Origin of the sequence: Cohnella hashimotonis, assembly GCF_030014955.1 — a bacterium.
Lineage (GTDB): Bacteria > Bacillota > Bacilli > Paenibacillales > Paenibacillaceae > Cohnella > Cohnella hashimotonis.
In genome coordinates, this window is the sequence record NZ_JAGRPV010000001.1 from 7,922,717 (window position 1) to 7,946,880 (window position 24,164).

Here is a 24,164-nt window from a genome sequence, read left to right on the forward strand (position 1 = left end):
AGGAGCCGTAGAGGTTGGAAAATACGAGAAGGAAAAGGAAACCAACGTCCGAGGAGGAGCAATCATGGCCATTTTCGCAAAAAGAAGTTGGCTGGCGTTAACGGCGGCATTTGCTGCATTCGCGGCCAGCGCGATATCGCCGGCAGCGGCAGCAACTGCAAATACGCAGGCCGCGAGCGAATCTACGCCGGTCTTAATCGTTGATCCGGCGCCGGACGTCGCGAGGCTCGATCTGGTCCGGCACGAGATGAAGATTCGGCTGGATGGCGCGGGCGCGACGATTGACGGAAAGGCAATTCAGGCAGCCAGGCCGATCTTGAAGGATGGCCGCGTCTACGTGGCGCTGCGCACGCTAAGTCAATCCGGTGCGGTCACGGCGATCTCCTGGGATCCGAAGAAGAAGCAGGTGCAAGTGACGGCGAACGCCAAGATCAACCCGGGCCTGACGGAGCTGAACTTCCGCATCGGCTCGGACCATGTCTACGACAGCGAAGGGAACGTGCTGCCGCCGGACTACTATACGACGCCCAAGCCGTTTCTTGCGAACGGCGTCGCCTATGTGCCGGTCAAGGCACTGTCCTGGCTCGGGCTGTCGGCGGCGACGGCGGACGGTCAGGTTGTATGGAAATGGAGCGAGAAGCAAGCGCAGATCATGCGCGGCTCCTGGGATACGAACGAAGCGGAAACGACGTTCACCGTACTCTACCGCAAGGAGCTGTACGCGCCGCAGCTGTTGGCATCGACCGGAGCGGGGTCCTGGTCGGGCGGCTCGGACGGCAGTCAGGTCCTTGCCAAGGATATCGAGATCGACGGCAATCTTTACAACCGCATTCGCTTTACCGCGAAGCTGCACCCGGGCATTAACCTACTGCATGCGGCTCCAGCCGGTTCCAGCGGCGCGGAGTTTAAGGTCGTCCGGCATGTCGACGATCCTAGCACCGTGCCGGTGAACCTCACGGAGGAGGCGCAGAGCTACCTGACAGTTGAGGCACCGATGTCGGGCTTTGTGGAGACGAAGGCGGGGGCACAGGTCGCCGTAGCCGGCAAGGTAAAAGATCCGCATAGCCTGGGCTTCGACAAGGTGACGGTCGTCATCCAGAAGTATGCGCCGCAAGGTACGGGATTTGCTCATCAGGTATACGAAACGGTAGGCAAACAGGAAATCGCGATCAAGAACGGCGCGTTCAGCGGGTCGATCACGCTCAAGGAAGCCGGCTCCTACTGGATCGCGATCCTGAGCCCCGCTAAAATCCCGTTTCCGGGGAGCGGGCTCGTCTCCATGCAGTGGGCCGATTTTTTCGTAGAAGCGAGTTGAGTTCGGGAAAAGCATCGCATGTCCCCATGCGGTGCTTTTTTATGCCTAAAATCGCTAGCTCGATCTTCGGTAGACTATAATAGAGCTATAAACGTCAATCGCACGCGTAACGGAGGACCGGCCGTGGATCACGTCGTTGGCTCGGAGTGGGAGGAATCCCGCTTTCTTTTATATACAGTCGACACTATACATTCGTTGTACAGTACCTCGAGCATAGAGGCATACAAAATGTACGAACGCCTGCCCGTGCTGATCGCAATCGCCGGCGGCGGCGGCGTTCTACGGACGGACGGCGGCAGCTACGAGCTTGCGGCGGGTAGCGTCGTTCTGCTGCCCGCGAACGCGGCGGCCGAGCTTGTCGCCGATCCCGCATTTCCGCTCCATGCGTACAAGCTGGCGATCGGTACCCGCGAGCCGGTGGGGGCGGCGCGCACGGGCGCGGCGGTGAGGAACAGCGAAGCCGTTTCGGGGACAGCGATTCAGTATTTTCCGTACGAGCCGGACATCGCGGCACAGGCGGAAGAGCTCTACGTCCACCGCTCGCCGGGGAGCGAGATCCGGCATATACGCAACCAGATTCTGCTTCACCAGATCATCCTCCGGCTGCTGGAGCGTCAAGAGGCCGCACATGCGGCGGGCGTGCAGCCCTCCATGGCGCGCAGCGTTGCCTATATGGAGACGCATTATAGCGATAAAATAACGCGCGAGCTGCTCGCTGAGATCGCCGGCGTCAGTGCCTCGCACTACTCGATGTTGTTCAAGCAGCGAACCGGATTCTCGCTCAGCGATTATTTGTCGCGCCTGCGCGTACATCGAGCCAAGGAGCTGCTGCTCGGAGGCACGGGCACGCTCAGAGAGATCGCGCAGAAGGTGGGCTACAAGGACGAATTCTACCTAAGCCGCCGCTTCAAGCAGCAGACGGGCGAGCCGCCTTCGGATTACGGACGCGAATCGTTCGGGCGCGTAGCCGTCTGGCTCACGCCGTATGCAGTGCATTTGCAGACGCTCGGATTGGATCCGGCTGTCCTCGTCTCGGACAGCGGCGAATACCTCAGCAAGACCGATCCGTTGGAACGAATAACAATGACGATCGTCGACGCAGCCTCGTCCGCCGAGGAGGTCAAAGCGGCGTTGCTGGCCAATCGTGTGGAGTTGGTCATTGCGGCGAGTCTGCATCTGCATCAGTGCGGACTGTCGCCGGATCATCTTCGGGTCGTAGCGCCGATCGCGGAGATTCCGTGGATGGAGTTCGGCTGGCAGGCGCATTTGCGGCTGATCGCCCGCTTCGTTCAGCAGAGCGACCGGGCGGAGCGATGGCTGGCTGATTTTGAAAAGGAAGAGCAGGCCGCCCGCGCAATCGTAAGTCAAAGCGCGTCGGCGGATGAGGTTATCACGATCTTGGTCATCAAGCCTGAGCATTTGTTCGTATACGGAGCACGCAACGCGGGATACGTCATTTATCAATCGCTCGGACTGCGGCCCCCTGCCAAGATCGCACGAGAGATCGGCAAGCTTGGCGATCAATTCCACTCCGTTCCGATTCGGACATCGGAGCTTGCCGACTATGCGGGCGATCGCATTCTCGTGATCGTATTTCCCGATGTGCGGGGCTCTACCGCGCATTCCGAAGCGGTATTCCGGTCGGCCGACTGGCAAGAGCTCGCCGCGGTCCAAGCAGGCCGCGTACATGCGCTCGACCATAGCGAATGGATTCCGTACAACCCGGTGTCCATTCGACTGCAGCTTCGGCGTGCGCTCGCATTGCTTTCAGACGAGCAATAGTACAAGCCGATTTCCCAACAAAAAGGCATGGCTCGGCATGAGGACGCTCCTTATAATGAGGCTATGGTGATGAGAATGATTTTCATAATCAAAGTCACTCATACATAGAAAAAGGGAGAGAGTCTTACATGCAAAAGCTTGCGGTTCCGTTCGTCCTCATCCTCGTGCTGTTTCTAAGCGCATGCGGCGACAGCTCCAAAAACAATCATGCATCCGGAAGCCCGTCCGCTTCCGCGCCTGCAGCCTCGCCCTCGGACGCTGCATCACCGTCGGCTTCTACGGCTTCGGACACCGGCACCTTTACATATCAATCCGAGAGCGGCCCCGTCGAAGTGCCGACGAATCCGCAGCGTGTCGTCGTGCTCACCCGCTTTTTGACCGGCAACGTGATGGCGCTGGGCGTGCCGCTTGTGGGCGTAGACGAGATGTCCAAGGAAAATCCGAATTTCAAGGACAAGCTGTCCGGTGCCGAGACGATCAGCGACGAGAACGTCGAGCAGATCATCGAACTCAATCCGGACCTGATCATTGGCGAAGCCGACAACAAGAATATCGATAAGCTCAAGCAAATCGCGCCTACGGTCATTTACACCTACGGTAAACTCGATTTCTTCAAGCAGCAAGTCGAGATCGGCAAGCTTCTGAACAAGGAAAAAGAAGCTCAAGTCTGGGCGGACGACTTCGACGCCCGCACCAAGCAGACCGGCGAAGAAATTAAGGCGAAGATCGGCGCGGACGCAACGGTATCGGTCATCGAAACGTTCAACAAGCAGCTCTATGTCTACGGCTACAACTTTGGACGCGGAACCGAGCTGCTCTACAACCAGTTCGGGCTTAAGATGCCGGAGAAGGTCCAGGAAGCGACCAAAGCCGACGGCTTCCTCGCGCTGTCCACGGAAGTGCTGAACGACTACTTCGGCGACTATGTGATCTTCAGTAAAAATGCCGATGAGGACAGCTCATTCCAAAATACCGAGACATACAAAAACACGAAGGCCGTGCAAAATCAACATGTGTTCGAAGCGGACGCCAAGACGTTCTACTTCAACGATCCGCTCAGCATGGAGTACCAGCTGGCATTTTTTAAAGAGCATTTTCTCGGTTGATTGGATGGCTGGCAGATGGATAAAAGGCGCAACCGTTTGAGCGGTTGCGTTTTTTATGTCGACTTGGCCGGTTCGGTTCGGCTGGAACGGGAGGTAGAGTGGAGCTGGCTGCGGAGGGCTGCGAGCGCCTCTGGCTCGTTTGAACGGTATCCCCTTCTCACAGGAAGCAGCGCTGGGGCTCGTTTGAACGGTATCCCCTTCGCACAGGAAGCAGCGCTGGGGCTCGTTTGAACGGTATCCCCTTCGCACAGGAAGCAGTGCCGGGGCTCGTTTGAACGGTATCCCCTTCGCACAGGAAGCAGCGCCGGGGCCCGTTTGAACGGTATCCCCTTCGCACAGGAAGGCCGCAACCGGTCCGGGTTCAAACCCGCGATTTGCAGGTAAGGGATTACATGCAAGGGTTAGGAGAACGATAGCTGCCGCGCTTCTTCGCAGCTGATCCGGCGCTTCAGGCCGGGAGAGGGGGCGCGCATGCTGATCATACACGCAAGGGAGCTGAGTGTCATGTCGCAGCACGAGCAGATGAATTTGAATCTGAATCTGGAGGAACCCGGTCGCGCAGCTGACACGGAGGTGTCCTCGGGAGATGTCGTTCTCTATGAGCTTCCAGCCTTCGAGGCCGTCGGGCTGAAGTGGGAAGGGACGTTCGCAGGGGCGAAAGCCGGCGAGATCCGGGATCTGCAGGAAGAGCTGAAAAGTCGGCTGAGCGAGATTCCGAAGCTGACGCAGCCCGATACGCTGCTTGGTCTTTCGTCCCATGTGCTCAAGGAGGGCTTTTTGCACTATGCCGCTGTGGAGGTGCCGGAAGAAGCCGCGGTACCGGGCGACATGGTTCGCATCCGAGTGCCTGCGCTCACCTGCGCCAAGTTCGAACACAAGAAGGGGCAGTCAATCGGCCTGTCCTACAGCCATGTCTACGCCTGGATCGAGAAACAAGGTTACCAGGCAGCCGGCGGGGAATTCACGCATATCGAGCTTTATCCGATGAACCAGGACACGCACGATCCGAATCCCGAATTTACAATTCTCATCCCGATATCTTGATGGCGGCGAATAGCTAGCGATCTAAGTCACCACTGCTATATGGCCACCTGCGAATCCGCCTAACCTCTAAACCGTTAACTGCGAATCCGCTAATCTCTCCTTTAATCCGTTAACTGCGAATCCGTCGCTTGCCAAATCCGCTACGTGCCAAATCCGTCACTTGCCAAATCCGCTAACCGCTTTTCCACTACCTGTCATCCGCTTCCGCACGTCTGTTCCCGCCGGAGCGCGCGTCTTGCGCGTCCGGCGTTTTTTCGCTGCCCGCCGGTTTTCTGGCGCTCAGCCTGCGCCTGCGCCCCCGACTACTTTCCTTGTTTCTGGATATCCTATCCTGTTAGAAGACCGCGGACCGGTGCGCGGCGGCGGAACGATTTTCGGCGGAGGTGAGCGCGATGGGGCTGCTGTCCCTGTTCGGCGGCAAACACAAGCGGAACGAAAGGCGGAGAAGCGGAAGTCCCGGAAGCCAAGCGCTGCCGGACGAGCCGTTTGCGACCGATCTGCGTTCGAATCTGGACAAGCTGAGCGGTCTTTTCCCCGATACGCTGGATCTGACCGTGCGTCGGCTTCATATCCGGGCAACCGGCCAGGATGCCGCATTGCTCTTTATCGATGGCTTGACCGACAAGATCGATATCAATACCAGTATTATAAGGCCGCTTTTGATGCAGACGGGAACGAGCGGAGAAATGCCGATCGAGATCGGGCGCATGGTTCGAATATACGGCTGGAACGATCTGACCGTCGCCGTATTGAAGGGAAGCAGCGTGCTCCTGGTCGAGGGCTCGGACGAGGCGATCGTCATGCGCACGGGCGGCTGGCCTCAGCGGGATCCGACGGACCCCAAGATGGAGACCTCGCTGCGGGGCGCGCAGATGGGCTTCGTCGAGACGATCGAACAGAATATCGCGATGATCCGCCGCTATCTGCCGAACCGGGAGTTGAAATTTAAAAACTTTACAGTCGGACGCAGGGGAAATACGCAAGTATCGATCGCTTACCTCGAGGACATCGCCAATCCGGACATTTTGCGTGAACTCGAGGACCGGATCGGGCGGCTCGATGTCGATCTCATCATCAACACGGGCGAGCTGGCCGAGCTGATCGAGGACAATCCGTACTCGCCTTTTCCCCAGCTGATGATTACCGAGCGTCCAGATGCGGCTGTCTCGCAGATCGCCCAAGGGCGATTCGTCGTGCTTGTGGACCGTTCCCCGACCGTGCTGATCGGGCCGTCTTCTTTTGTCACGTTCTTTCAAAATATCGACGATTACAGCACGCGCTGGTCCATCGCGACCTTTATCCGCATGCTCCGCTTCCTTGCGTTTTTTATATCGATTTCCCTGCCCGCCTTCTACATCGCGGTCACGTCGTTCAACTTCGAGCTCGTCCCGATCAAGCTCCTGATCACGATCGGCACGTACCGGGGCACCGTACCGTTCGCCCCGTTTATCGAGGCGGCCTTCATGGAGCTGACGCTCGAGATGATTCGCGAGGCCGGCGTCAGGCTGCCGTCGCCGATCGGACAGACTGTCGGCATCGTCGGGGGTATCGTGATCGGGCAGGCGGTTGTACAGGCCGGTCTCATCAGCAATATCATGGTCGTCGTCGTCGCGTTCACCGCCATCTCTTCGTTCATTTTGCCTAACCTGGATATGGTGGCCGCCGTCCGGATCATCCGCTTTTCGCTCATGGCGGCCGCCTCCATGTTCGGCATATTCGGGCTGCTGGTCGGCTTGATGATTCTCGTCGGCCACATGATTTCCCTCGAGACGCTCGGCACGCCTTTCAGCACGCCGTTCGCGCCGATGCGATTTTCCGACTGGCGGGATACCGTCGTGCGCAGCCCGCTCTGGAAGCTGACGCGCAGGCCGCTCGGCGCGCATCCGGTCCAGACCCGCAGGCAGGGAGACAATCGTCCGAAAGGAGACGGATGATGAAGAAGTACGCGTTCAACGAGATAACGACGATGCAGTTTATTTTTATTATAAGCGGGATTGCTATCAGCTTCGGGTTTATCGAAATTCCCCAGGTTCTCTACAAAGGTGCGGGGAACAGCGGGTGGATCACCTTGATTCTCGGTTCGTTGACGACGACGGCAGCGAATCTGGTCATCGTGCAGGTCATGAAGAAGATGCCCGACGGGACGATCCTCGACTTGCTCGCCAAGTATGCGGGCAAGTGGGTCGGCCGGGCGGCGGCGATCGTCTTGTCCGCGTACTTTCTCTACTTCGCATACATTGGTATCGTCTATTCGACGCGCGTCATCAAAGCCCGCATCTTGCAGGAAACGCCGGCCTATATGACGCTGATCATGCTCCTTATCCCCGCTTATGTGGTGGCGAGGGGCGGCATACGCATTGTCGGGCGTTATGCGGAGGTGTCGATGGGGCTGTCGCTGTGGATCCCGCTCGTCTTTATGGTCGTGTGGGGGCATACGCATTGGCTCTATTTACTGCCTGTGCTGCCCGAAGGATGGCGGCCGGTTCTGACCGCCGTGCCGGACACGTTTTTCTACTTTCTTGGCTTCGGCGCGACCGCCTTTCTCTACCCTTTTCTCAAAAACAAAGAAAAGGCGGTGCTCGGCGTTTGGTGCTCGCAGCTGATCACGCTGTTTGCCTACCTGTACATCACGCTGCTAAGCTTCGCTTTTTTCAGTCCGGGCGAGCTTCCAAAGATCAATCAGCTGTCGATTTATATGCTGAAAGCCGTCGAGCTCCCTTTTCTCGAACAGGTGGAGGGCTTGTTTATCGTGCTCTATCTGTTTATTTTCTCCATGTCCTGGATTCCGATCTACCTGCTCTCCTCTTTTTGCATGAGCTGGATGGCAGGGCGGGCGGATCACCGTTTTTTTTTGAGAATCCTGTTGGCCGGAACGGCCGTGTTCTCCTACTTTTACGTTCCAAGCTTCAACGTCACGTATGAGATGGGGGAATGGCTCGCAAAATTTGGCATGGCTATTGAATATGCGGCTCCCGTGCTGCTCCTGGGCTATCTGCTGCTATACGACGCGATTCGCAAACGGCGGAGGCTGCCTTGAAACGGATCGTGCGCACGCTGGGCTTATCTCTGCTGTCGCTCGGCCCGCTGACGGGCTGCTATGACCGCGTCGACTTGGAGGACGCTTCGCTGTCGCTCGTCGCGGGCGTCGACATCACGGAGGACCATCGAACGATGAGCTACACGTCGATCCCGGTGTTCAGCAAGGCCGAGAAAAAGAGTCAGGAGCTCAAAGTCGTCGCGAATACGCAGCGACAGGGACGTGGCAAACTGGATGCTTTTACGGTCGGCTCCTTCAACGGCAGGAAGATCAAGGTCATCGTCTTGTCGAAACGCTTCGTGCAGGAGACCCCCGACTGGTTCCGTTACATGGACATTTATTTCAGGGACGGAAGAAATCCGATCACGCCGAGGGTGGTCGTGTTCGACGGTACGCTCGATCAGCTGTTCTACTACCATTCGCCGAATCAGCCGATACTTCCCCTCATGCTGATGGGCATGATCAGGTCGGCTTCCGATAGATCGGAGTCGGTCGCGACGACGCTGCAGGAGCTGCACAGACAGATGAACGAGGAGGGTCAGACGTCCTTTCTGACTGAGATGTCGATCAAGCAGGACGCCATGATCGACGGGACGTCGCTGCTCGATCACAAGGGCCGGTATGTCGACATGCTCAGTATGCCGGAGACAGTGCTGCTGCGGATCTTGCAAAAAAATGCGGGCCAGTCCGTCGGCTTCGTCCTGCGCCTTCCGTCCAGTCTGACGGGATCGGCGGGAGAAACGGATTGGGTCAGCCTCGCGACGGAGCGGGTCAAGGTAAAGATTAAATCCATGTATGCGGGTGGCCGGTTCAGGTTCTCCGTGCACGTTCACTTTTCGGCGAGCGTTGTGGAGAAGCTGTCCTCGCTGGATCTCGACGACCATCAACGGGAGGCCGAGACAGCCTGCGCAGAGGAGCTGCGCGACAAGTTCGAGGCGCTGATCGCCAAGCTGCAGCGCAAGAAGGTTGACCCCGTAGGTTTCGGCATCTACGCCAGGGCCTATCAATACAAGCCATTCAAGCAGGTCAAGGAGAACTGGGGCGAGGCCTTCAGTCAGTCGGACGTGCAGGTCCGCGTCAGCGTCGCCTTCGCAGACGAAGGCTCCGTTAAATAAGGCTGCAATCAGCATATAAAAAGGGGAAAGCCGCTTCCCGACTTTTGTCGGAGAGAGCGGCTTTATCTATTGTAATCGGCTGTTTTGTGAACGAACCTCAGTCAGCCTTCAGTCGCCGATGATGCGGAGGCCGAGGTATCTGCGGCGGAGTCCGAGGCGTCAGCGTCCGTCCGTGCTTTGCCGCCCTTGCCGTGCGCGCCGTCGTGGCCGGTGAACGTACGGCTCACGACCTGGGCGGCATGATCGGCGAGCTTGGCCTTCTGGGCGTCGTATTCCGTCTGCGTGATCTTGCCGTCCGCGAGGCGCTGGTCGAGCGCCGTCGTGAGCAGTGAGACGACTTTGGCCGTGACGGTGTCGACGGCGACGCCTTTATCCGCAGCCAGATCCGAGAGCGACTTACCGGACTCGAGCTGCGTAGACAGCTCGTCCGTTGTCAGCCCGAGCAGAGACGCAATATCGGCGTTGTCCTTCAGATCGATGCCGCCGAAACCGCCGCGCCCGCCGCCATGTCCGCCATGCCCGCCTTTGCCGCCGCCCTTGCCGGAGAAGGTGTTGGTCAGCGCATCCGCGGCCCGCGCTGCGAGGGTCGCCTTCTGCTCGTCATACTGCGTCTGCGTGATCTTGCCGTCAGCCAGCCGGCTGTCCAGCCGCTTGGTCATGGCCGATACAATCAAATCCTGCACCTTCTGCGCGTCGACGCCCTGCGCGGCTGCGATATCGGACAAGGTCTTGCCGGCCGTCAACTGGGTCTTCAGCTGGTCTTCGGTCAGGTTCAGCAGCGCGGCCACGTCCGCGTTGTTCCAGTCGGCCCGGAAGCCGCCGCCTCTGTGTTGTCCTTCGCCTTTGGACGGCGTAGTTGAAGTGGCAGAGGTCGCGGCTTGGGTCTGTGCAGCCGCGCCGTTCGTCTTCGTCGTGGCGGCGAATGCGCTGCCGATGGAGACGGCGCTGCCGAATACGGCTACTGCGAGGGCAAGCGAGGTGACGGCGAGCTTCTTATGCTTCTTCGGATTCATCATGGTAGATCCTCCTAAGATTGATGTTATTGTCGTTCCTATAAACAGCATAGCCCGCTTGTCTGAATCTCCCGTGAACCCTCGCTGAACGCTTCCTGAGAATAAAAAATGAACCCCGCCGCTTCGCAGAAGCGCCGTGGGTCCATTTTGCCTTGAATTCGGGAGTGAGATCCCGGTGCTATGAGTTAGAAAAACCGCTCCAGCTCGTCCTTGATCGCCGCATTCGAGCCGCCGACCTGCTTCTGGTGCTGCGCCTTGCCGAAGAGCGCGCCGATCTGCTCCGGATACGTCTGCTCGATGCCGCGCAGGCGGATCGACTCGTCGAACTTGGCCGGGTGGGCCGTCGAGAGCGAGACCGTCACCTCGCCGTCTTCGGTCAGGCGATCGCTCGCCGCCACGCCGCAGGCCGTATGCGGGTCGAGGAGATAGTCGTACTTGGCGAAGTAGTCGCCGATCGTATCGAGGCACTCGTCGTTCTTGACGCCGTAGGCGGCGAAGTCGGCTTGTACTTGACCGATCCGGTCGGAAGGAATAATGATGCTGCCTTCGGTGGTGAACTGCCCCATGAGACGGGAGACTTCGACTGGATCCTCGCCGTAAAGGTAGTACAGATAGCGCTCGAAGTTGCTCGCCACCTGAATGTCCATCGACGGGCTGTGCGTTCCGCGGAATTCGCCTGGCTCGTATACGCCTTCTTTGACGAAACGCTCGAGGATATTGTTCTCGTTGGTGGCGAGGATGAGCTTGCCGATCGGCAGGCCCATGCGCTTGGCCAGATAGCCGGCGAAGATGTCGCCGAAGTTGCCCGTCGGGACGCTGAAGTTCATCCGCTCGGACTGCCCCTGCTGCGCGAGCTGGAGATACGCGTAAAAGTAATAGACGGTCTGCGCCAGAATGCGCGCGATGTTGATCGAGTTGATGGCGCGCAGATGGTACTTGTGCTTGAACGCGACGTCGGCGAACAGCTCCTTGATGATGCGCTGGCAATCGTCGAACGTGCCGTCCACGGCCAGATTCAGCACGTTGGCGTCGTCCACGGTCGTCATCTGCAGCTCTTGCACCTTGCTTACCTTGCCCGACGGGTGCAGGATGCAGATGCGGATGCCTTCTTTGCCGCGCACGCCCTCGATCGCGGATGCGCCCGTATCGCCGGAGGTCGCGCCGAGGATATGAATGATCGAGTTCGTCTGCTTGGATACGTAGGCGTACAGGTTGCCGAGGAACTGAAGGGCGATATCCTTAAAAGCGAAGGTCGGCCCGTGGAACAGCTCGAGCACGTACAGCCCGTTGTTGATGCGCCGCACCGGCGTCACGTCCGGGTCGCGGAACGTGCCGTAGCTGTCCTCGACCAACCGCTGCAGCTCGCCGCGGGGAATCTCGTCTCCGATATACAGCGTGAAGATCTCGAGCGCCAGCTCCGCGTAGGAGAGCTTGCCCCATGCCTGCAGCGTCGCGGCGTCCACTTGCGGCACAGCCTTGGGCACCAGGAGGCCGCCGTCGTCCGCCAGTCCCATCAGAATCGCGTCGATAAAGCCGAGGGGAGCCACCTGGCCCCGAGTGCTGATATATTTCATCTCGATCCCCTTATCCGTGTAAATGTTCTGTCTATTGTATCAAAAAAGCGAAGCCATGCCCACAATGCGTCGAACTTCGTCGCAAGATTCATCGTATTTATGATACGATCAAATATATTCTATCTTGCGCACCGCGGTTGTCCTTGCTGGGCGGGCGAACACGAGCTAACGGAGACAATCACCTATGGGAACTCCCTATTCGGCTATCTTAACGTTAATTATTACGGCAGGCGTCATCAACTTGCTTATGGGCATCTACGCGCTGTCCGGCCGCTCGAAGGTATCGATGGTCAAGACGTTCGTGGCCTTCAGCATGCTGTCGGCCGTCTACACGTTCGGTTCCGCGCTGGAGCTGTCCGCCGGCTCGCTCGAAGAGATCGTGTTATGGATCAAGGTCCAGTATCTCGGGCTGCCGTTCCTGGCGCCGCTCAACCTGCTCATGGTCATGTATTTCCTGGGCATGGAAAAATTTTTGAAACGGCCGCTGCGCATCGGCTTCTTCATTATCCCCGTCATTACCCTGGCGCTCGTCATGACCAACGAGCTGCATCATTTATATTACCGGGACATCGTGCTACGTCCCGACACGCTCACGCCCAAGGCAGACCTGGTTGCAGGTCCCTGGTATCTCATCGCAGGCGCTTATACCTTCGGCTGCATGATCGGCGGCGTCGCGCTGCTGATCGTCCAGTGGCGCCGCAAGCGAACTTACCGGTTCCAGCTCGTGACGCTGCTGATCGGCCTGCTCCTCCCGCTCATCGGCGACTTCTTCTATCTCGGCGGATTGACGCCCGACGGCGTAGACCCGATTCCCGTCATCATGACGCTTACGTCCGCGTTCTACATGTGGGCGCTCGCTTCCCGCGGTTTGTTCCACGTCGTGCCGATCGCCCGGGACAATCTGTTCGAGAGCATGCGCGACGGCGTCCTCGTGCTCGACATGGAGGACCGTCTGGTGGATTACAACGCGGCGGCCGCGGGCATCCTGCCGGAGCTGAGCGCTACTGAGATCGGCAATCGGCTGGACCGGCTCCTGGCGCTGCATACGGACGCCGGCTTGCTCGCTTCCGACACGGGCAGGGAGGGAAAGGCGAGAGTGTCCGACGGGTCGGACATCCGTGAGATCCCGTGGGCGGTCGAAGACCGCGCGTACCATTATCAGGTGCGGACGTCGGTCGTGCGCAATCCGGGCGGACAGGTCGCGGGCAAGCTCATCGTTCTGATCGACATCACGCAGCGGGTCCAGCTGCAGGAGCAGCTAAGGCAGATGGCTTATTACGATAATTTGACCGGCGTCTATAATCGCGCGCGCTTCATGAACCTGGGCACCGCCATGCTGGAAGAGGCGGACGCGGCCGGCGAGCCGTTAGCGATCGTGCTGTTCGACATCGACCATTTCAAGCGCATCAACGATACGTACGGTCACGACGTCGGCGACCAGGCGCTGCTCCATATCGCGGACGTCTGCCGGCGCGCGCTGCGCCCCGACGATCTGTTGGCCCGCTACGGCGGCGAGGAGTTCGCGATCGCGATGCCCGGCCTGACCGGGGCGAGAGCCGAGTCTGCGGCTCACCGCATCCGGCGGGAGCTGTCGGCGCAAGCCCTGGAGGTGCCGGGCGGCCAGCTACGGATGACGGCGAGCTTCGGCATCGCGTCGACGACGAGGGGCGCGAACCGGTCGGAGGCTGACGCATCGGCCTGGGGCGCAGATCGGGCGGGAGCTGACGCATCGGCCGGTGCTGCAGCCGAATCGAGGCTGCAGCGGCTGCTGAAGCAGGCGGACCTGGCACTGTATGAGGCCAAGAATGACGGGCGGGATGCGGTGCGTGTGGCTCGGGGCGAGGAAGCGGGCTGATCGAGCGGATGTAGGTCAACGTCTTGGGAGGGCATGTACCAAGTACGGGCCGATCAGAGCTGTTCAGCTAAGCGGCGAGTGAGCGGGCGGGGGACATGCAGAAGCCAACAGGACGAAGCAGGCTTTCTCCGCTTCGTCCTGTTGGCCCACACTAAAGAATCTGCCCGATACGTGGCTGGAAGTTCGGATCCTGCGGATCGTAGAACACCATCTCGCGTTCGAAATTGCTGCCGTACTTTTCGAGCTTGTCGATATCCAGGTCGATGCCGAAGCCGGGACGGCCGGATGGCGCGAGTTTGCCCTGCTTGAATACCAGTGGATCGCGAAGCAAGTCGCCGGTCATGAAGTTCAGATGCGTGTCGTTGGCGAACGGGAAGTTCCTCGAAGAAGCGACCATGTGTACGTTGCCGAGCGTCCCGATCCCCGTCTCCGCCCAGCTTCCGGTGACGCACCAGATGCCGGCCTGGTTGGCCAAGTCCACGATCTGCCTGGCCTTGAGGATGCCGCCCGCCTCGGAGGGGTAAACGAGGAAGCAGGCACAGGCCCGTTTATCGATGAGACGTAAAGCATCCTCGAACGTCGCGCAGCCTTCGTCCGCGATGATCGGCACGTCGACGGCGCGGGCGACGGCGGCCATGCCGTCCACATCGTCGTAACGCGTCGGCTGCTCCACCATTTGCAGATCGTACTTTTCCATGCTGCGGATCGCCTTGATCGCCGTCGGGACGCTCCAGTTCTGATTGGCGTCGATCCGGATCTTCATGGCAGGTCCGACCGCTTCGCGCACGGCCTTCACGCGCTGCGTATCCAGGTCGATGTCGCGGCCCACCTTAAGCTTCAATTCGGAATAACCGGCAGCGGCAAACCGGCGCGCTTCTTCGGCGTTGTTCTCCGGCTTGTCGATGAAAATATAACCCGAGAAAGCCACTTCCTGCTTCACCTTGCCGCCGAGCAGGTTGTATACCGGCGTATCCAGGATCTTGCCGCGCAGATCGAGCAGCGCCATCTCGATGCCGGCCATGCCGTAGTAGCCGATCTGCCTCCAGTTGACGCTGTATTCCTCCAAGCGATGCAGAATGGACTCCAGCTCCATCGGATCGCGGCCGATGAGGAACGGGGCGAATTCCTTGTCCACGACGGTTTGGATGACGGGAATCGTCGGTCCGACCGATTCGCCGATGCCGATCAGGCCTTCGTCCGTCTCGATCTGCACGATCAGCGAAGGCGCGCTGTACCGCGTCCCGCCCGACCACTTTTCGCCTTTGTGAAACGGGATTTTGATCGCTTTCGTTTTGACGGCTGTAATCTTCATATCCGCGCCTCCTCGCATAAGTCGGTTACGATTACTTTAACGGCTGCGTTCGCCGGATCGCGGGCAAAGGCCAAGGCCTCGTCCAATCGGCCGAACGCGAAACGCCGGGTGATCAGGGGATTAACCTGAACCGTGCCGCCGGCCAGCATCTCGATCACGCGAGGCCACACATGCGGCGCATTGGTGGAGCCCAGCAACGTGAGTTCCTTCAACACGACGGTTGACATATCCGCAAGAATCTTGTTCCCAGGCAGTCCGAAGACCAACAACTGTCCGCCCGGCTTCAGCAGCTCGATACCGGTCTGCAAGGACCGCTCTGTCCCCGCCGCGTCGATGACGATATCCTGGGTGCTCGCAAGCGACGATATGTCCGCGCCATCCGAGCCCGCGTTCACGCAAAGATCCGCGCCAAGCGTCCGCCCCAGCTGCAGACGATGCTCCTGCATGCCAATGAGCGTAACCCGCCTGGCCCCTGCCGCCTTCAGCAGCTGCACATAATAGAGCCCGGTCGGGCCGTCGCCCACGACCGTCGCTTTTATGCCCAGCCGGATCGACAGCTTGTCGATGCCGCCCAGACAGCAATGCAGCGTCTCCGCTTGCGAGGCCGCCTCAAGGCTGACACAGTCGGGGATCTTGTACAGATTGGCTGCGGGAACAGTCAAATACTGCTGCCAGCCGCCCGGGTAATGCAGGCCGATCTCGCCGGCATCAGGGCAGCGGTGCTTGTTGCCTGTCCGGCATTGGCGGCAATGCCCGCAGCCGATCAGCGGATCGACGCATACCCGGTCTCCGACGGACCGCCCGCGGGTATGCTCGCCGAGCCGCACGACGGTGCCGGCCAGCTCATGCCCCAGCGGCAGCGGAGGCGGGCCGAATCGTGCCTGCCCGTTCATGATGTGCAGGTCCGTGCCGCAGATCCCGATCGCCTCGATCCGGATCTCGGCCTGACCGGCAAGCGGCGGCTCGCGGCGAACCTGCCGCGACTGGACCTCGTTCACGCCGCCTGTCCATTCCCATATCGTTTTAAGCTGTTCGATGAATATCCCTCCTGCCTGATGAAGATGACCGACTGCCGGCCTCAGGCGGTGCCTCCCAGTCAGTCAGCCACCGCCGCCGATCGCTGGCCATAAGTTGTCCGTCTGCAGGCCGGATTGGCCGGCCGATTGCCGTTCAATTCGGCAGCAGATGCGCGCCGCCCATGACAGGATAGAGCGGAAGACTGCGAAACGCCTCCGCATAAGGCACGCCGATCGCCTTGCCCCGGATGCCGGAAGGCGCGGTCAGCATCTCCGCGTAATCGCCGTCATACATGTGCCGCAGCCATTCGTCCTGGCTCCTGTGGCAGCGGATCATTTTGCTTTTCAGCGCCATCACATCCGATACATCGACATAAACTTCGGGCTCGAACCCGATGCCGCCGATATGATCCATGAAAAAGACGTGCGGAATCTTCGTCATAGGCGGATGGACCGTCTCGATGAGCGGCACGGTGACGGGAATGCGGCAGTCGACCGCGATCTCGCCGCTGATTCGATGATCGGGATGGTAATCGCCGGCGCCGTGGACGATCATGAAGTCCGGGTTCGCCTTGCGGATGGCATCGATGAAGGCGAGCCGCGTCGCGCGGTCGTGGAACAGGAACTCGTCGTCGTAGTCCATCCAGATGAGATCCGCGCCGATTAATGAAGCGGAGGCTTCGGCCTCTTGCCTGCGGATGGCGGCAATCTCTTCCCGGCCCAGCGTCGGCGATCCGACATTGCCGTTTGTCGCAACCATAATCGTCACATGATCGCCTCTGGCCGCGCATTTGATCAATGTGCCGGCACATAATCCTTCTACATCGTCGGGGTGGGCCCCGATCGCCAGTACCCTCATTTTGCAGCCCTCCACCTCTCGCATTTCGCTTCTCGCATCTAGCAGCACGGCCGTCGACAAAGCCGATTTAACCATGCCCGTTTTAAGCCTGTAAACAAGGAAACGGGCAGGAGACCAAAGAGGATAAGGAGCATCAAGAAAAGTAGAAATAAGCTCGTATTTTCGGGAATAACCGTTTCCTATAATAGGAGACGCAGCATCCGAAGAACGTCAATTGTAAGCGCTATACCACCCATTTTGAGGAGGCGTGATTGATGTCGGAAGAGGATCGTAGCAACAAAGGAAAGATTGGAACGAGACAGGCTATGCCGGAGGAAAACGGCGGGACCCTCTCCAGAAGAAAGCTGCTGGCCTCGCTGGGCTTCGCGGGAGCGGCTGTCGTCGCGGGCAGCTTGATTCCGAGCGGCGCATTTGCAGCGGAGAAGAAGGAGGGCGCCTCCAAATCCGGCAGCGTGGCGGCCTGCGATCCGGACGAGCTCTGCGGCAGAGTCACGGCCATCGAGACCGACCTTGACGGGCAGGTGCAGCTGGTCGACTATGGCGCCAACGGCAGCGTCGCGGCCGACACGGCGGCATTGGCCTCGCTTGCCGCGTATGTCAACGCGTTTCCCAACGGCACGCAGCCGCTCGGCATCGTCGACGGCATTCCGGTTCGCGTCGGCATCAACCGCGCATCTGCGCCGCTGAAGTACACGTTCAGCGCGGGAGCCGCCTTCACGCGCCCCGTGGAGCTCGTCGGCAGCGTCTCCAAAGTATTGAATTATACAGGCTCCGGCGTCTTCCTGAGCATGGGCACGGATGACGGACGCACGAGCGGCAATCTGTTCAACGACGATCATTATCTGCTGGAGGGTCTTCACTTCACCGGCGGAAAAAACATGTCGGCAGGCATCAGCTTCGCCCCGTTTTTCGGCCTGATGGCCAGAATAAGGAACTGCATCTTTAACCAGTTCGGCAACCCGAACAGCTGGGCGATCGAGTTCCAGGCGCAAAACTGGTGGCCGGAAATCGCGGGCTGCCGCTGGGAAGCGCTGGACGACCAGGCGAAAAATTTCGTGAAGGCGATCGATGACGGCCGCAGCGGCGCATACCGCGGCTCCGGCAATTCGCGGCTTAGCTTCGTCGATAACAAGTGCAAATGGCACGGCCTGCTGATCGGCGGCACCGGCATTTACACGAATGCGGTCAAGACGTTGATCAGCCGCTGCGACTTCGAAAACGCGGCCGTCGGCGTGCAGCTCGGCTCCCCCTCGATGAAAACGGAGATCGAAAATTGCTACTTCGAGCAGCCGCTTGGAGGAACCTCGATTCGACTGGGCGATCAAACGCCGCAGCCCAATAACAATATCCACTTGATCAGCATCAAGGACATCTACGTAAACCTGCACGGCACCGGCAAATTTCTGGACACGGCGAACGCCAGCGTCGTCACCGCAGGCACGCAGATCGACGGCGTGACCCTCTTGCTCGGCGCGGAGCAGAGCCCGGTGCTTAACCTGAACGACCAGCCGGGCCAATATGTCCGGGTGCGCAATCTTGTGGCGTCCTATCAGCCGCTCGTGCCGGTGACCGCGAACCCCATTCACGTCATCGACGTCGACGGCGTGCACAACAGGACGGTCGTAAACGGTGCGCTCGCCGTCTCCCAGACGGGCGACAGCTATACGATTCCGGCCAATACGCTCAAGCGGCTCGCCGACATGTGGTATGCCAAGACCGACTTCGGCTCTTGTACGGCTTCGCGGGTGCTGCTGAGCAATGCCGACTTCATGCGGACCCGCAAATCGCAATATGCGCTGCGATTCACGCCAGGCGGGTCGGGCACCTATAAATCCGTGTATTTCATGGTGCCGGGCTTAAGCGAGATGGCCGGACATGTGTGCACGGTGCAGCTGTTCGCCCGCGCCGCCTCCGCCGCGAACCTGCGGGTCGTCGCCCAGGCTGCCTATTCGGCCACGGCGATCGTGCCCGCTGAGATCAAAGCGGAGAACGTATCGCTCACGACAAGCTTCAAGGAGTTCACGTTCCCGTTCTGGCTCGGCAACCATGCGAGCTTGAACAAGGATTCGTGGTTCATGCTCGAGCTGAGAATGCCGGATGCGCCGGCCTGGTACGAATTTACCGGCGTGCGGATCAATCACGGAGACTTCGGCCTTTGCGCGAGCAACGATTACCTCCCTGCGGGAGATACGCTCGAGGCGGTCCGGCACTATTTCGAGCGCAAGGCCGTCGCGCTGACCACGACAGGAACGACTACGCTTACGGTGGATATGGCGCCCAAAGCGAAAGCGCTCGGATCGGCCGTCATGACTTTTACGACCCCCGTTAGAAGCGCGCTCTCCGGCACGGAGGTGCAGGGCGGAGCGAAGTTCAACTTCGGCAGCTCCATTACGACGCTCGACGCCGTCGTGGATTTCGATACGCAAGCTTTTCAATTTTAGCCAAGACTAAGGAGGAGAATGATTATGCATCCGACTTCCATCACCGGCTTTGTCCTGATTCTTATCGTAGCGCTGCTGTTGTTCGGCCCGAGCAAGCTGCCCGAGTTGGGCAAGGCGTTCGGCCGCACGCTCCGGGAATTCAAAAACGGCGCAAAGGAATTGATGCCGGATAAGGAGCCCACGCTCCGGGAAGTGCTGTCGGACGACGACGTTCGGATGACGGCGGACGCGAGCCGACAGATCCAGGTTCCTAAGTAAGCCCCGGCATGCGAGCGGGAGAGGGAGCAACTATGAACAACGCGGCTATGAAGATCGAGGATACCAAGATCGACGACATGAAAAAAGCGGACATGAAGCTCTCTTTGCATCTGGCGGAGCTTCGCAAACGGTTGTTCCTGATCCTTCTCGTGCTGGCGGCAACGATGGCCGGCGGGCTGTGGATCGCGACCGATCTGTTGAATTATTTGCGGACGCTGGGACCTGCAGCGGGGATCATGTGGCATGCTTTTTCACCGTGGGACAGCATCCGGGTCTATATGCAGGCTGCGTTTCTCTGTTCGGTCGGGGTGTCGATGCCGTTCATCCTTTATCAGCTGTGGGCGTTCGTACGCCCCGGCCTTCGCCGGGAAGAGAGGTCGGCCGCGCTGCGGTATATTCCGCTGGCGACGCTGCTGTTCGCGGCAGGCGTGGCATTCGCCTACTTTGTCGTATTCCGGTCGGCCTTCCGCTTTTCCGCTACGTTAAACGAACGGATGGAGATGACGGAGACCTACGGTACGGCGCAGTATTTTTCGTTCATGTTCAGCATTCTGCTGCCGGTCTCCCTGATTTTCGAGCTTCCTGCCGTCCTGATGTTCCTCACCAAGCTGCGTCTGATTCGGCCGGTCTTCCTTCGGAAGTACCGCCGGCACGCATACCTCGGCCTGATCGCCGTCTCCACCTTTATCGCGCCACCGGACTTTGTGTCCAATCTCCTGATCGCGGCTCCGCTCCTCCTGTTGTTCGAGCTGAGCGTCATGCTCTCTTCCTTCATCCACCGAAGGCAGGTGCTGCTCGATCGGGCGTCGGAATCCGCGACCGGAGATCCGGGGAGTCCGCAACCGCAAATGCAGACAGGCTGATCGGCGCCAATCCGGGTCTGTCCGTCGGAAGGATCGTCTTCCGGCGGCAGATCCTTATTTGGTAAACTTGGAGGACAATCCGCGGCCGCCGGCGCGAGAGGAGAAGACGCATGCAGCTATTCGCGCGTTTGGGCAATCTGTCCATTTTCCCCAAGCTGATTCTTACGTTTATCGCGATCATTCTGCCCATGTTCGGTCTCAGCATCGGCTTGAACGAGCTCGGCAAGCGGGAGGTCAAACAGCAGCTCTCCAATACGATGAACGCGCAGATCCATTATTACTTTCTTTCCCTTGAAAAAGAAATCCAGCAGATTATTCGGACGCAGATGGAGATGGTCAACGATCCGGACCTGCAGAAGCTGGTCGGGCTGGGATCGATCTTGTCGGAGTACGAGAAATCGGTGTTGATCGGCAATCTGGACAACAAGCTGAGAAGCTACAGGGAATCGAGCGTCTATATCAAGGATATCAGCCTGTACGTGAATTCGGTAGCGCACGTGGTGACGACGGCCAATACGGCCGCCCACCCCGTCACGAAGGAATCGATGGATGAAGTCTACCAGGCAATGTTCACCCACGGCTTTCCGTTGATCTACGCGAAAGACCGCCTGTACGTGAACGTGAACGAACCGGTCGCCCCGGGCTCGGGGAAGGCCGTCCCCTACATGCTCCAGGTCGAATTGTCCGTGGACGCCATAACAATGACGCTGAACAGCTTCAACCCCAACGGAGAGACCGTGCTGTTCAATAACGCGTGGTCGATCGGCAGCGAGAAGGATCCGGGGCTATTCGCGCAAATCAAGCAGCGGGTCATGCCTGACGAAAAAAACGCAAGCGGGCAGTCAAGTCTGCGGGTGGACAAGAAAACCTACCTCACCTTCTACGAAAAGTCCCTGGCGCTTGACGCCGCGCTTTTATTTTATATGCCGGAAAACCGGGTGCTGGGTACGCTGAAAACGTATCAGACCTGGTCCTGGCTGCTCGTGGCCAGCTCGCTGGTTATCGTCATCGTGTTTTCGTACGGCATCTATATGCTTATTCATCGCCCTCTGAGGCGATTGGTCAAGCAGTTTAAAAGCGTTGAGGCCGGCAACTTTAACGTCTCCTCTTCCCATAAGAACCAGGATGAATTCGGTTATCTGTTCCGTCAATTCAATAAGATGGTCCAAAACCTGAAGGTGCTGATCGACGATCTCTACGTTCAGAAAATCCGGCTGCAGCATTCGGAGCTGAAGCAGCTGCAGGCGCAGATCAACCCGCATTTCCTCTATAACAGCTTCTTCACCCTGCACCGGCTGATCTTGAATTACGATAACGATTCCGCTGCCGTCGTATCCAAAAACCTGGGCGAGTACTTCCAATATATCACGCGAAACGCGCAGGACGAGGTCAGCCTTGAATCCGAAATCAAGCATGCGCGCTCCTATGTAGAGATTCAGAACGTTCGGTTCTCTAATCGCATCGAGACCGAGTTCGGCAGCCTGCCGGCGCATCTGCACGATATCCGGGTTCCCAGGCTGATCGTGCAGCCGATTATCGAAAACGTCTATCAGCACGGACTCGGCGATAAGGTGCTGGAGGGCAGGGTGCGCGTCGGCTTCGAGGAAGCGGACGGGAAACTGCGGATCGGCGTAGAGGACAACGGCCCCGGCCTTGGGCCGGCGGAAGTGGACCTGCTGCGCAGCCGGATGGATCAAGCGGACCCCGGCGGGGAGAGCACCGGGTTGATCAACGTACACCGGCGGCTGCAGCTGAAGTTCGGCGCCGAGTACGGCGTCTCGATCGCGCGAAGCGAACTCGGCGGCCTGTTCGCGAGCATCATCATCCCGATAGAAAGAAGGGATCAACCATGATCAGACTGCTGATCGTCGACGATGAGCCGATCATCGTCAACAGCATGTACCAATTATTCCGAGAGGCCGTTCATCTGGATATCGAAATCTATCGGGCCTATACGGTCTACGAGGCGTTGGATATTCTCCAGCAGCACCGGATCGATCTCGTACTGTCCGACATCCGCATGCCGGGCTTAAGCGGGATCGAGCTTCAGAAGACGATCATTGAAAAATGGCCGAAGTGCCAAATCATATTTCTGACGGGATACGACGAGTTCGAATACGCCAAGCAAGCGATTCGCAACGGCGGAGTCGCCGATTATTTGCTGAAGCACGAAGACGACGATATCATCCTGCAATCGGTCGAGAAGGCCGTCGCGTCCATCGAGAAGCAGGCGCTGACCGACAGCTATGCCCTGCAATCGCAGGAGAAGCTGCGAATGGCGCTCTCCGCGGTGCAGAAAAACGTCCTGTTCGATCTGATCTACGGCAAGCCCGCACCGGAGCTGCTGGCCCGGAAGTTCGCGCAGTTGGAAATGCCGCTGCGGGCGGACCGGCCCGTGTACCTGTCGGTCGGGCGGGTGGACGCCTGGGCGTACCCGGACAACGAAACGGACCGGGAGCTGCTCGCTTTTGCCGTACAAAATGTCGTGGACGAATTTTTAAGCGCGGCCGGCATCTGCGTGTCGGTCGCTTTCGGGCATCATCAGTTTCTCTGGCTGATGCAGCCGGAGGCGCGCGCGGAAGAATCCCCCTCCGAGGCCGCGGAAGCGGAGCCGGCCTGGAAGCTGCTGATGGCCAAAGTCCGGGGCTTGCTCGAGGATGCGCAGACGGCATGCAAGCAGGTGCTGAAGGTTTCCGTGTCGTTTGCCATGAGCGACGAGCCGGCGGACTGGGAGGACTTCGGAACGCGGTTCAACTATTTGAAAGTATTGCTCGGTCATGGGGGAGACGGCAAGCGCGAGCTGTTGATTCAGGAAGGCAATAAGCTGGGCGGTCTCGAGATCGATCGCAATCGCCGGTATTTTGCCGAGTCCCAACAGCTGAGGAAGCAGCTCGGACAACTGGAGGATTACCTCGAGAGCGGACAGGAGGAGGCGTTCATGGCGCTTTACGAGCCGATCATGAACGGAGAAGCCCCCTCCCGCAGTCATACCGACCGGCTCGAGCTCTTTTATTCCGTTTCCCTGTATTTGCTGTCGTACGCGAACCGTACGGGGCTGCTGCATGTCCTGTCGTCCAGGATGAATATCGGCAAGATGACGCAGTACGACGCCCACGATACGTGGGACAGCGTGGTCGATTACTTCGCCGACTTCGCCCGTCTTCTATTCGCGAACAGGCAGAGCAGCCCCGAGATGTACGCGCAGCGTACGATTCAGAGCATACACCAGTACGTTCAGAGTCATCTGGATCAGGAATTGACGCTGACGAATCTGGCGGCGCACGTCAATCACAGTCCGGCCTATCTGTCGAGACTGTACAAGAAAGAAACCGGCGTTACGCTGTTCAACTACATTACGGAATGCCGGATGGCGAAGGCCAAAGAAATGCTCGCCGGCACCGCCATGAAAATACACAAAATCGCGACCGCCGTCGGCTACGAATCGCCCCCGCAGTTCACCCGTTCATTCAAAAAGTGGTTCAAAATCACGCCGCAGGAGTACCGCGACGCCCATCAACAGCTCGACGCGGACAAGAGATAACAGGAGTCAAGGAAAGTAAAAGGATGCCTGTAT

18 protein-coding genes are annotated in these 24,164 nt (G+C 59.1%); 13 read left to right on the top strand and 5 right to left on the bottom strand.

The features are described 5' to 3' along the window. Positions 1–64 precede the first annotated feature (64 nt). The 7 genes from KB449_RS31660 (at position 65) to KB449_RS31690 (ending at position 9,399) form a co-directional block, all read left to right on the top strand. Positions 65–1,315: a stalk domain-containing protein gene (locus tag KB449_RS31660; protein WP_282912151.1), complete on the top strand. Its 1,251-nt coding sequence runs from the start codon at positions 65–67 to the stop codon at positions 1,313–1,315. Positions 1,316–1,543: 228 nt separating this feature from the next. Beyond that, positions 1,544–3,097 carry a helix-turn-helix domain-containing protein gene (locus tag KB449_RS31665; protein ID WP_282912152.1) on the top strand — a complete coding sequence of 518 codons (1,554 nt, stop codon included), beginning with the start codon at positions 1,544–1,546 and terminating at the stop codon, positions 3,095–3,097. Positions 3,098–3,225: 128 nt separating this feature from the next. After that, entirely contained in the window at positions 3,226–4,203 is a 978-nt protein-coding gene (locus KB449_RS31670; RefSeq protein WP_282912153.1) for an iron-hydroxamate ABC transporter substrate-binding protein, read from the top strand. 471 nt (positions 4,204–4,674) lie between these two features. After that, positions 4,675–5,247: a GyrI-like domain-containing protein gene (locus KB449_RS31675; protein ID WP_282912154.1), complete on the top strand. Its 573-nt coding sequence runs from the start codon at positions 4,675–4,677 to the stop codon at positions 5,245–5,247. A 392-nt stretch (positions 5,248–5,639) separates the two neighbouring features. Next, on the top strand, positions 5,640–7,181 hold the full coding sequence (locus tag KB449_RS31680) for a spore germination protein (RefSeq protein WP_282912155.1): 1,542 nt from the start codon (positions 5,640–5,642) through the stop codon (positions 7,179–7,181). Beyond that, complete coding sequence (locus tag KB449_RS31685) at positions 7,181–8,284, top strand: GerAB/ArcD/ProY family transporter (RefSeq protein WP_282912156.1); 1,104 nt, start codon at positions 7,181–7,183, stop codon at positions 8,282–8,284. Before KB449_RS31680 ends, KB449_RS31685 begins: the two co-directional genes overlap by 1 nt. Further along, on the top strand, positions 8,281–9,399 hold the full coding sequence (locus KB449_RS31690; RefSeq protein WP_282912157.1) for a Ger(x)C family spore germination protein: 1,119 nt from the start codon (positions 8,281–8,283) through the stop codon (positions 9,397–9,399). Before KB449_RS31685 ends, KB449_RS31690 begins: the two co-directional genes overlap by 4 nt. A 101-nt stretch (positions 9,400–9,500) precedes the next feature. Here the strand turns inward: KB449_RS31690 and KB449_RS31695 are convergent, their stop codons facing one another. Both KB449_RS31695 and thrC read right to left on the bottom strand, forming a co-directional pair. Further along, entirely contained in the window at positions 9,501–10,415 is a 915-nt protein-coding gene (locus tag KB449_RS31695; protein WP_282912158.1) for an SHOCT domain-containing protein, read from the bottom strand. A 182-nt stretch (positions 10,416–10,597) separates the two neighbouring features. Next, positions 10,598–11,986, bottom strand: coding sequence for a threonine synthase (gene thrC, locus KB449_RS31700; protein ID WP_282912159.1), 1,389 nt, complete (start codon positions 11,984–11,986; stop codon positions 10,598–10,600). A gap of 184 nt (positions 11,987–12,170) precedes the next feature. Here thrC and KB449_RS31705 point away from each other — a divergent pair, with 184 nt between their 5' ends. Then, a complete protein-coding gene (locus KB449_RS31705) occupies positions 12,171–13,841 on the top strand; it encodes a histidine kinase N-terminal 7TM domain-containing diguanylate cyclase (protein ID WP_282912160.1) in 1,671 nt (556 codons plus the stop codon). 151 nt (positions 13,842–13,992) lie between these two features. On the opposite strand, the gene KB449_RS31710 is transcribed toward KB449_RS31705, so the two are convergent. The 3 genes from KB449_RS31710 to KB449_RS31720 all read right to left on the bottom strand — a co-directional run bounded on the left by KB449_RS31710 (position 13,993) and on the right by KB449_RS31720 (position 17,028). Further along, positions 13,993–15,153, bottom strand: a complete 1,161-nt coding sequence (locus KB449_RS31710; protein WP_282912161.1) for a mandelate racemase/muconate lactonizing enzyme family protein — start codon at positions 15,151–15,153, stop codon at positions 13,993–13,995. Continuing rightward, positions 15,150–16,151 (bottom strand): zinc-dependent alcohol dehydrogenase, encoded by a 1,002-nt coding sequence (locus KB449_RS31715; protein WP_282912162.1) that lies wholly within the window; start codon positions 16,149–16,151, stop codon positions 15,150–15,152. The genes KB449_RS31710 and KB449_RS31715 overlap by 4 nt, the downstream gene beginning before the upstream one ends. Positions 16,152–16,323: 172 nt before the next feature. Then, on the bottom strand, positions 16,324–17,028 hold the full coding sequence (locus tag KB449_RS31720) for a PIG-L deacetylase family protein (protein WP_282912163.1): 705 nt from the start codon (positions 17,026–17,028) through the stop codon (positions 16,324–16,326). Between the two features lie 254 nt (positions 17,029–17,282). On the opposite strand from KB449_RS31720, the gene KB449_RS31725 reads away from it, so the two are divergent. The 5 genes from KB449_RS31725 to KB449_RS31745 all read left to right on the top strand — a co-directional run bounded on the left by KB449_RS31725 (position 17,283) and on the right by KB449_RS31745 (position 24,131). After that, complete coding sequence (locus KB449_RS31725) at positions 17,283–19,469, top strand: hypothetical protein (RefSeq protein ID WP_282912164.1); 2,187 nt, start codon at positions 17,283–17,285, stop codon at positions 19,467–19,469. Positions 19,470–19,493: 24 nt separating this feature from the next. Then, positions 19,494–19,727 carry a twin-arginine translocase TatA/TatE family subunit gene (tatA, locus tag KB449_RS31730; protein ID WP_282912165.1) on the top strand — a complete coding sequence of 78 codons (234 nt, stop codon included), beginning with the start codon at positions 19,494–19,496 and terminating at the stop codon, positions 19,725–19,727. Between the two features lie 32 nt (positions 19,728–19,759). Then, the gene (tatC, locus tag KB449_RS31735) at positions 19,760–20,590 is read left to right on the top strand and encodes a twin-arginine translocase subunit TatC (RefSeq protein ID WP_350356255.1); all 831 of its coding nucleotides are present in this window, start codon (positions 19,760–19,762) and stop codon (positions 20,588–20,590) included. Positions 20,591–20,700: 110 nt separating this feature from the next. Continuing rightward, positions 20,701–22,443, top strand: a complete 1,743-nt coding sequence (locus KB449_RS31740) for a sensor histidine kinase (RefSeq protein ID WP_282912166.1) — start codon at positions 20,701–20,703, stop codon at positions 22,441–22,443. After that, positions 22,440–24,131, top strand: coding sequence for a response regulator transcription factor (locus KB449_RS31745; protein WP_282912167.1), 1,692 nt, complete (start codon positions 22,440–22,442; stop codon positions 24,129–24,131). Before KB449_RS31740 ends, KB449_RS31745 begins: the two co-directional genes overlap by 4 nt. Positions 24,132–24,164: the final 33 nt, after the last annotated feature.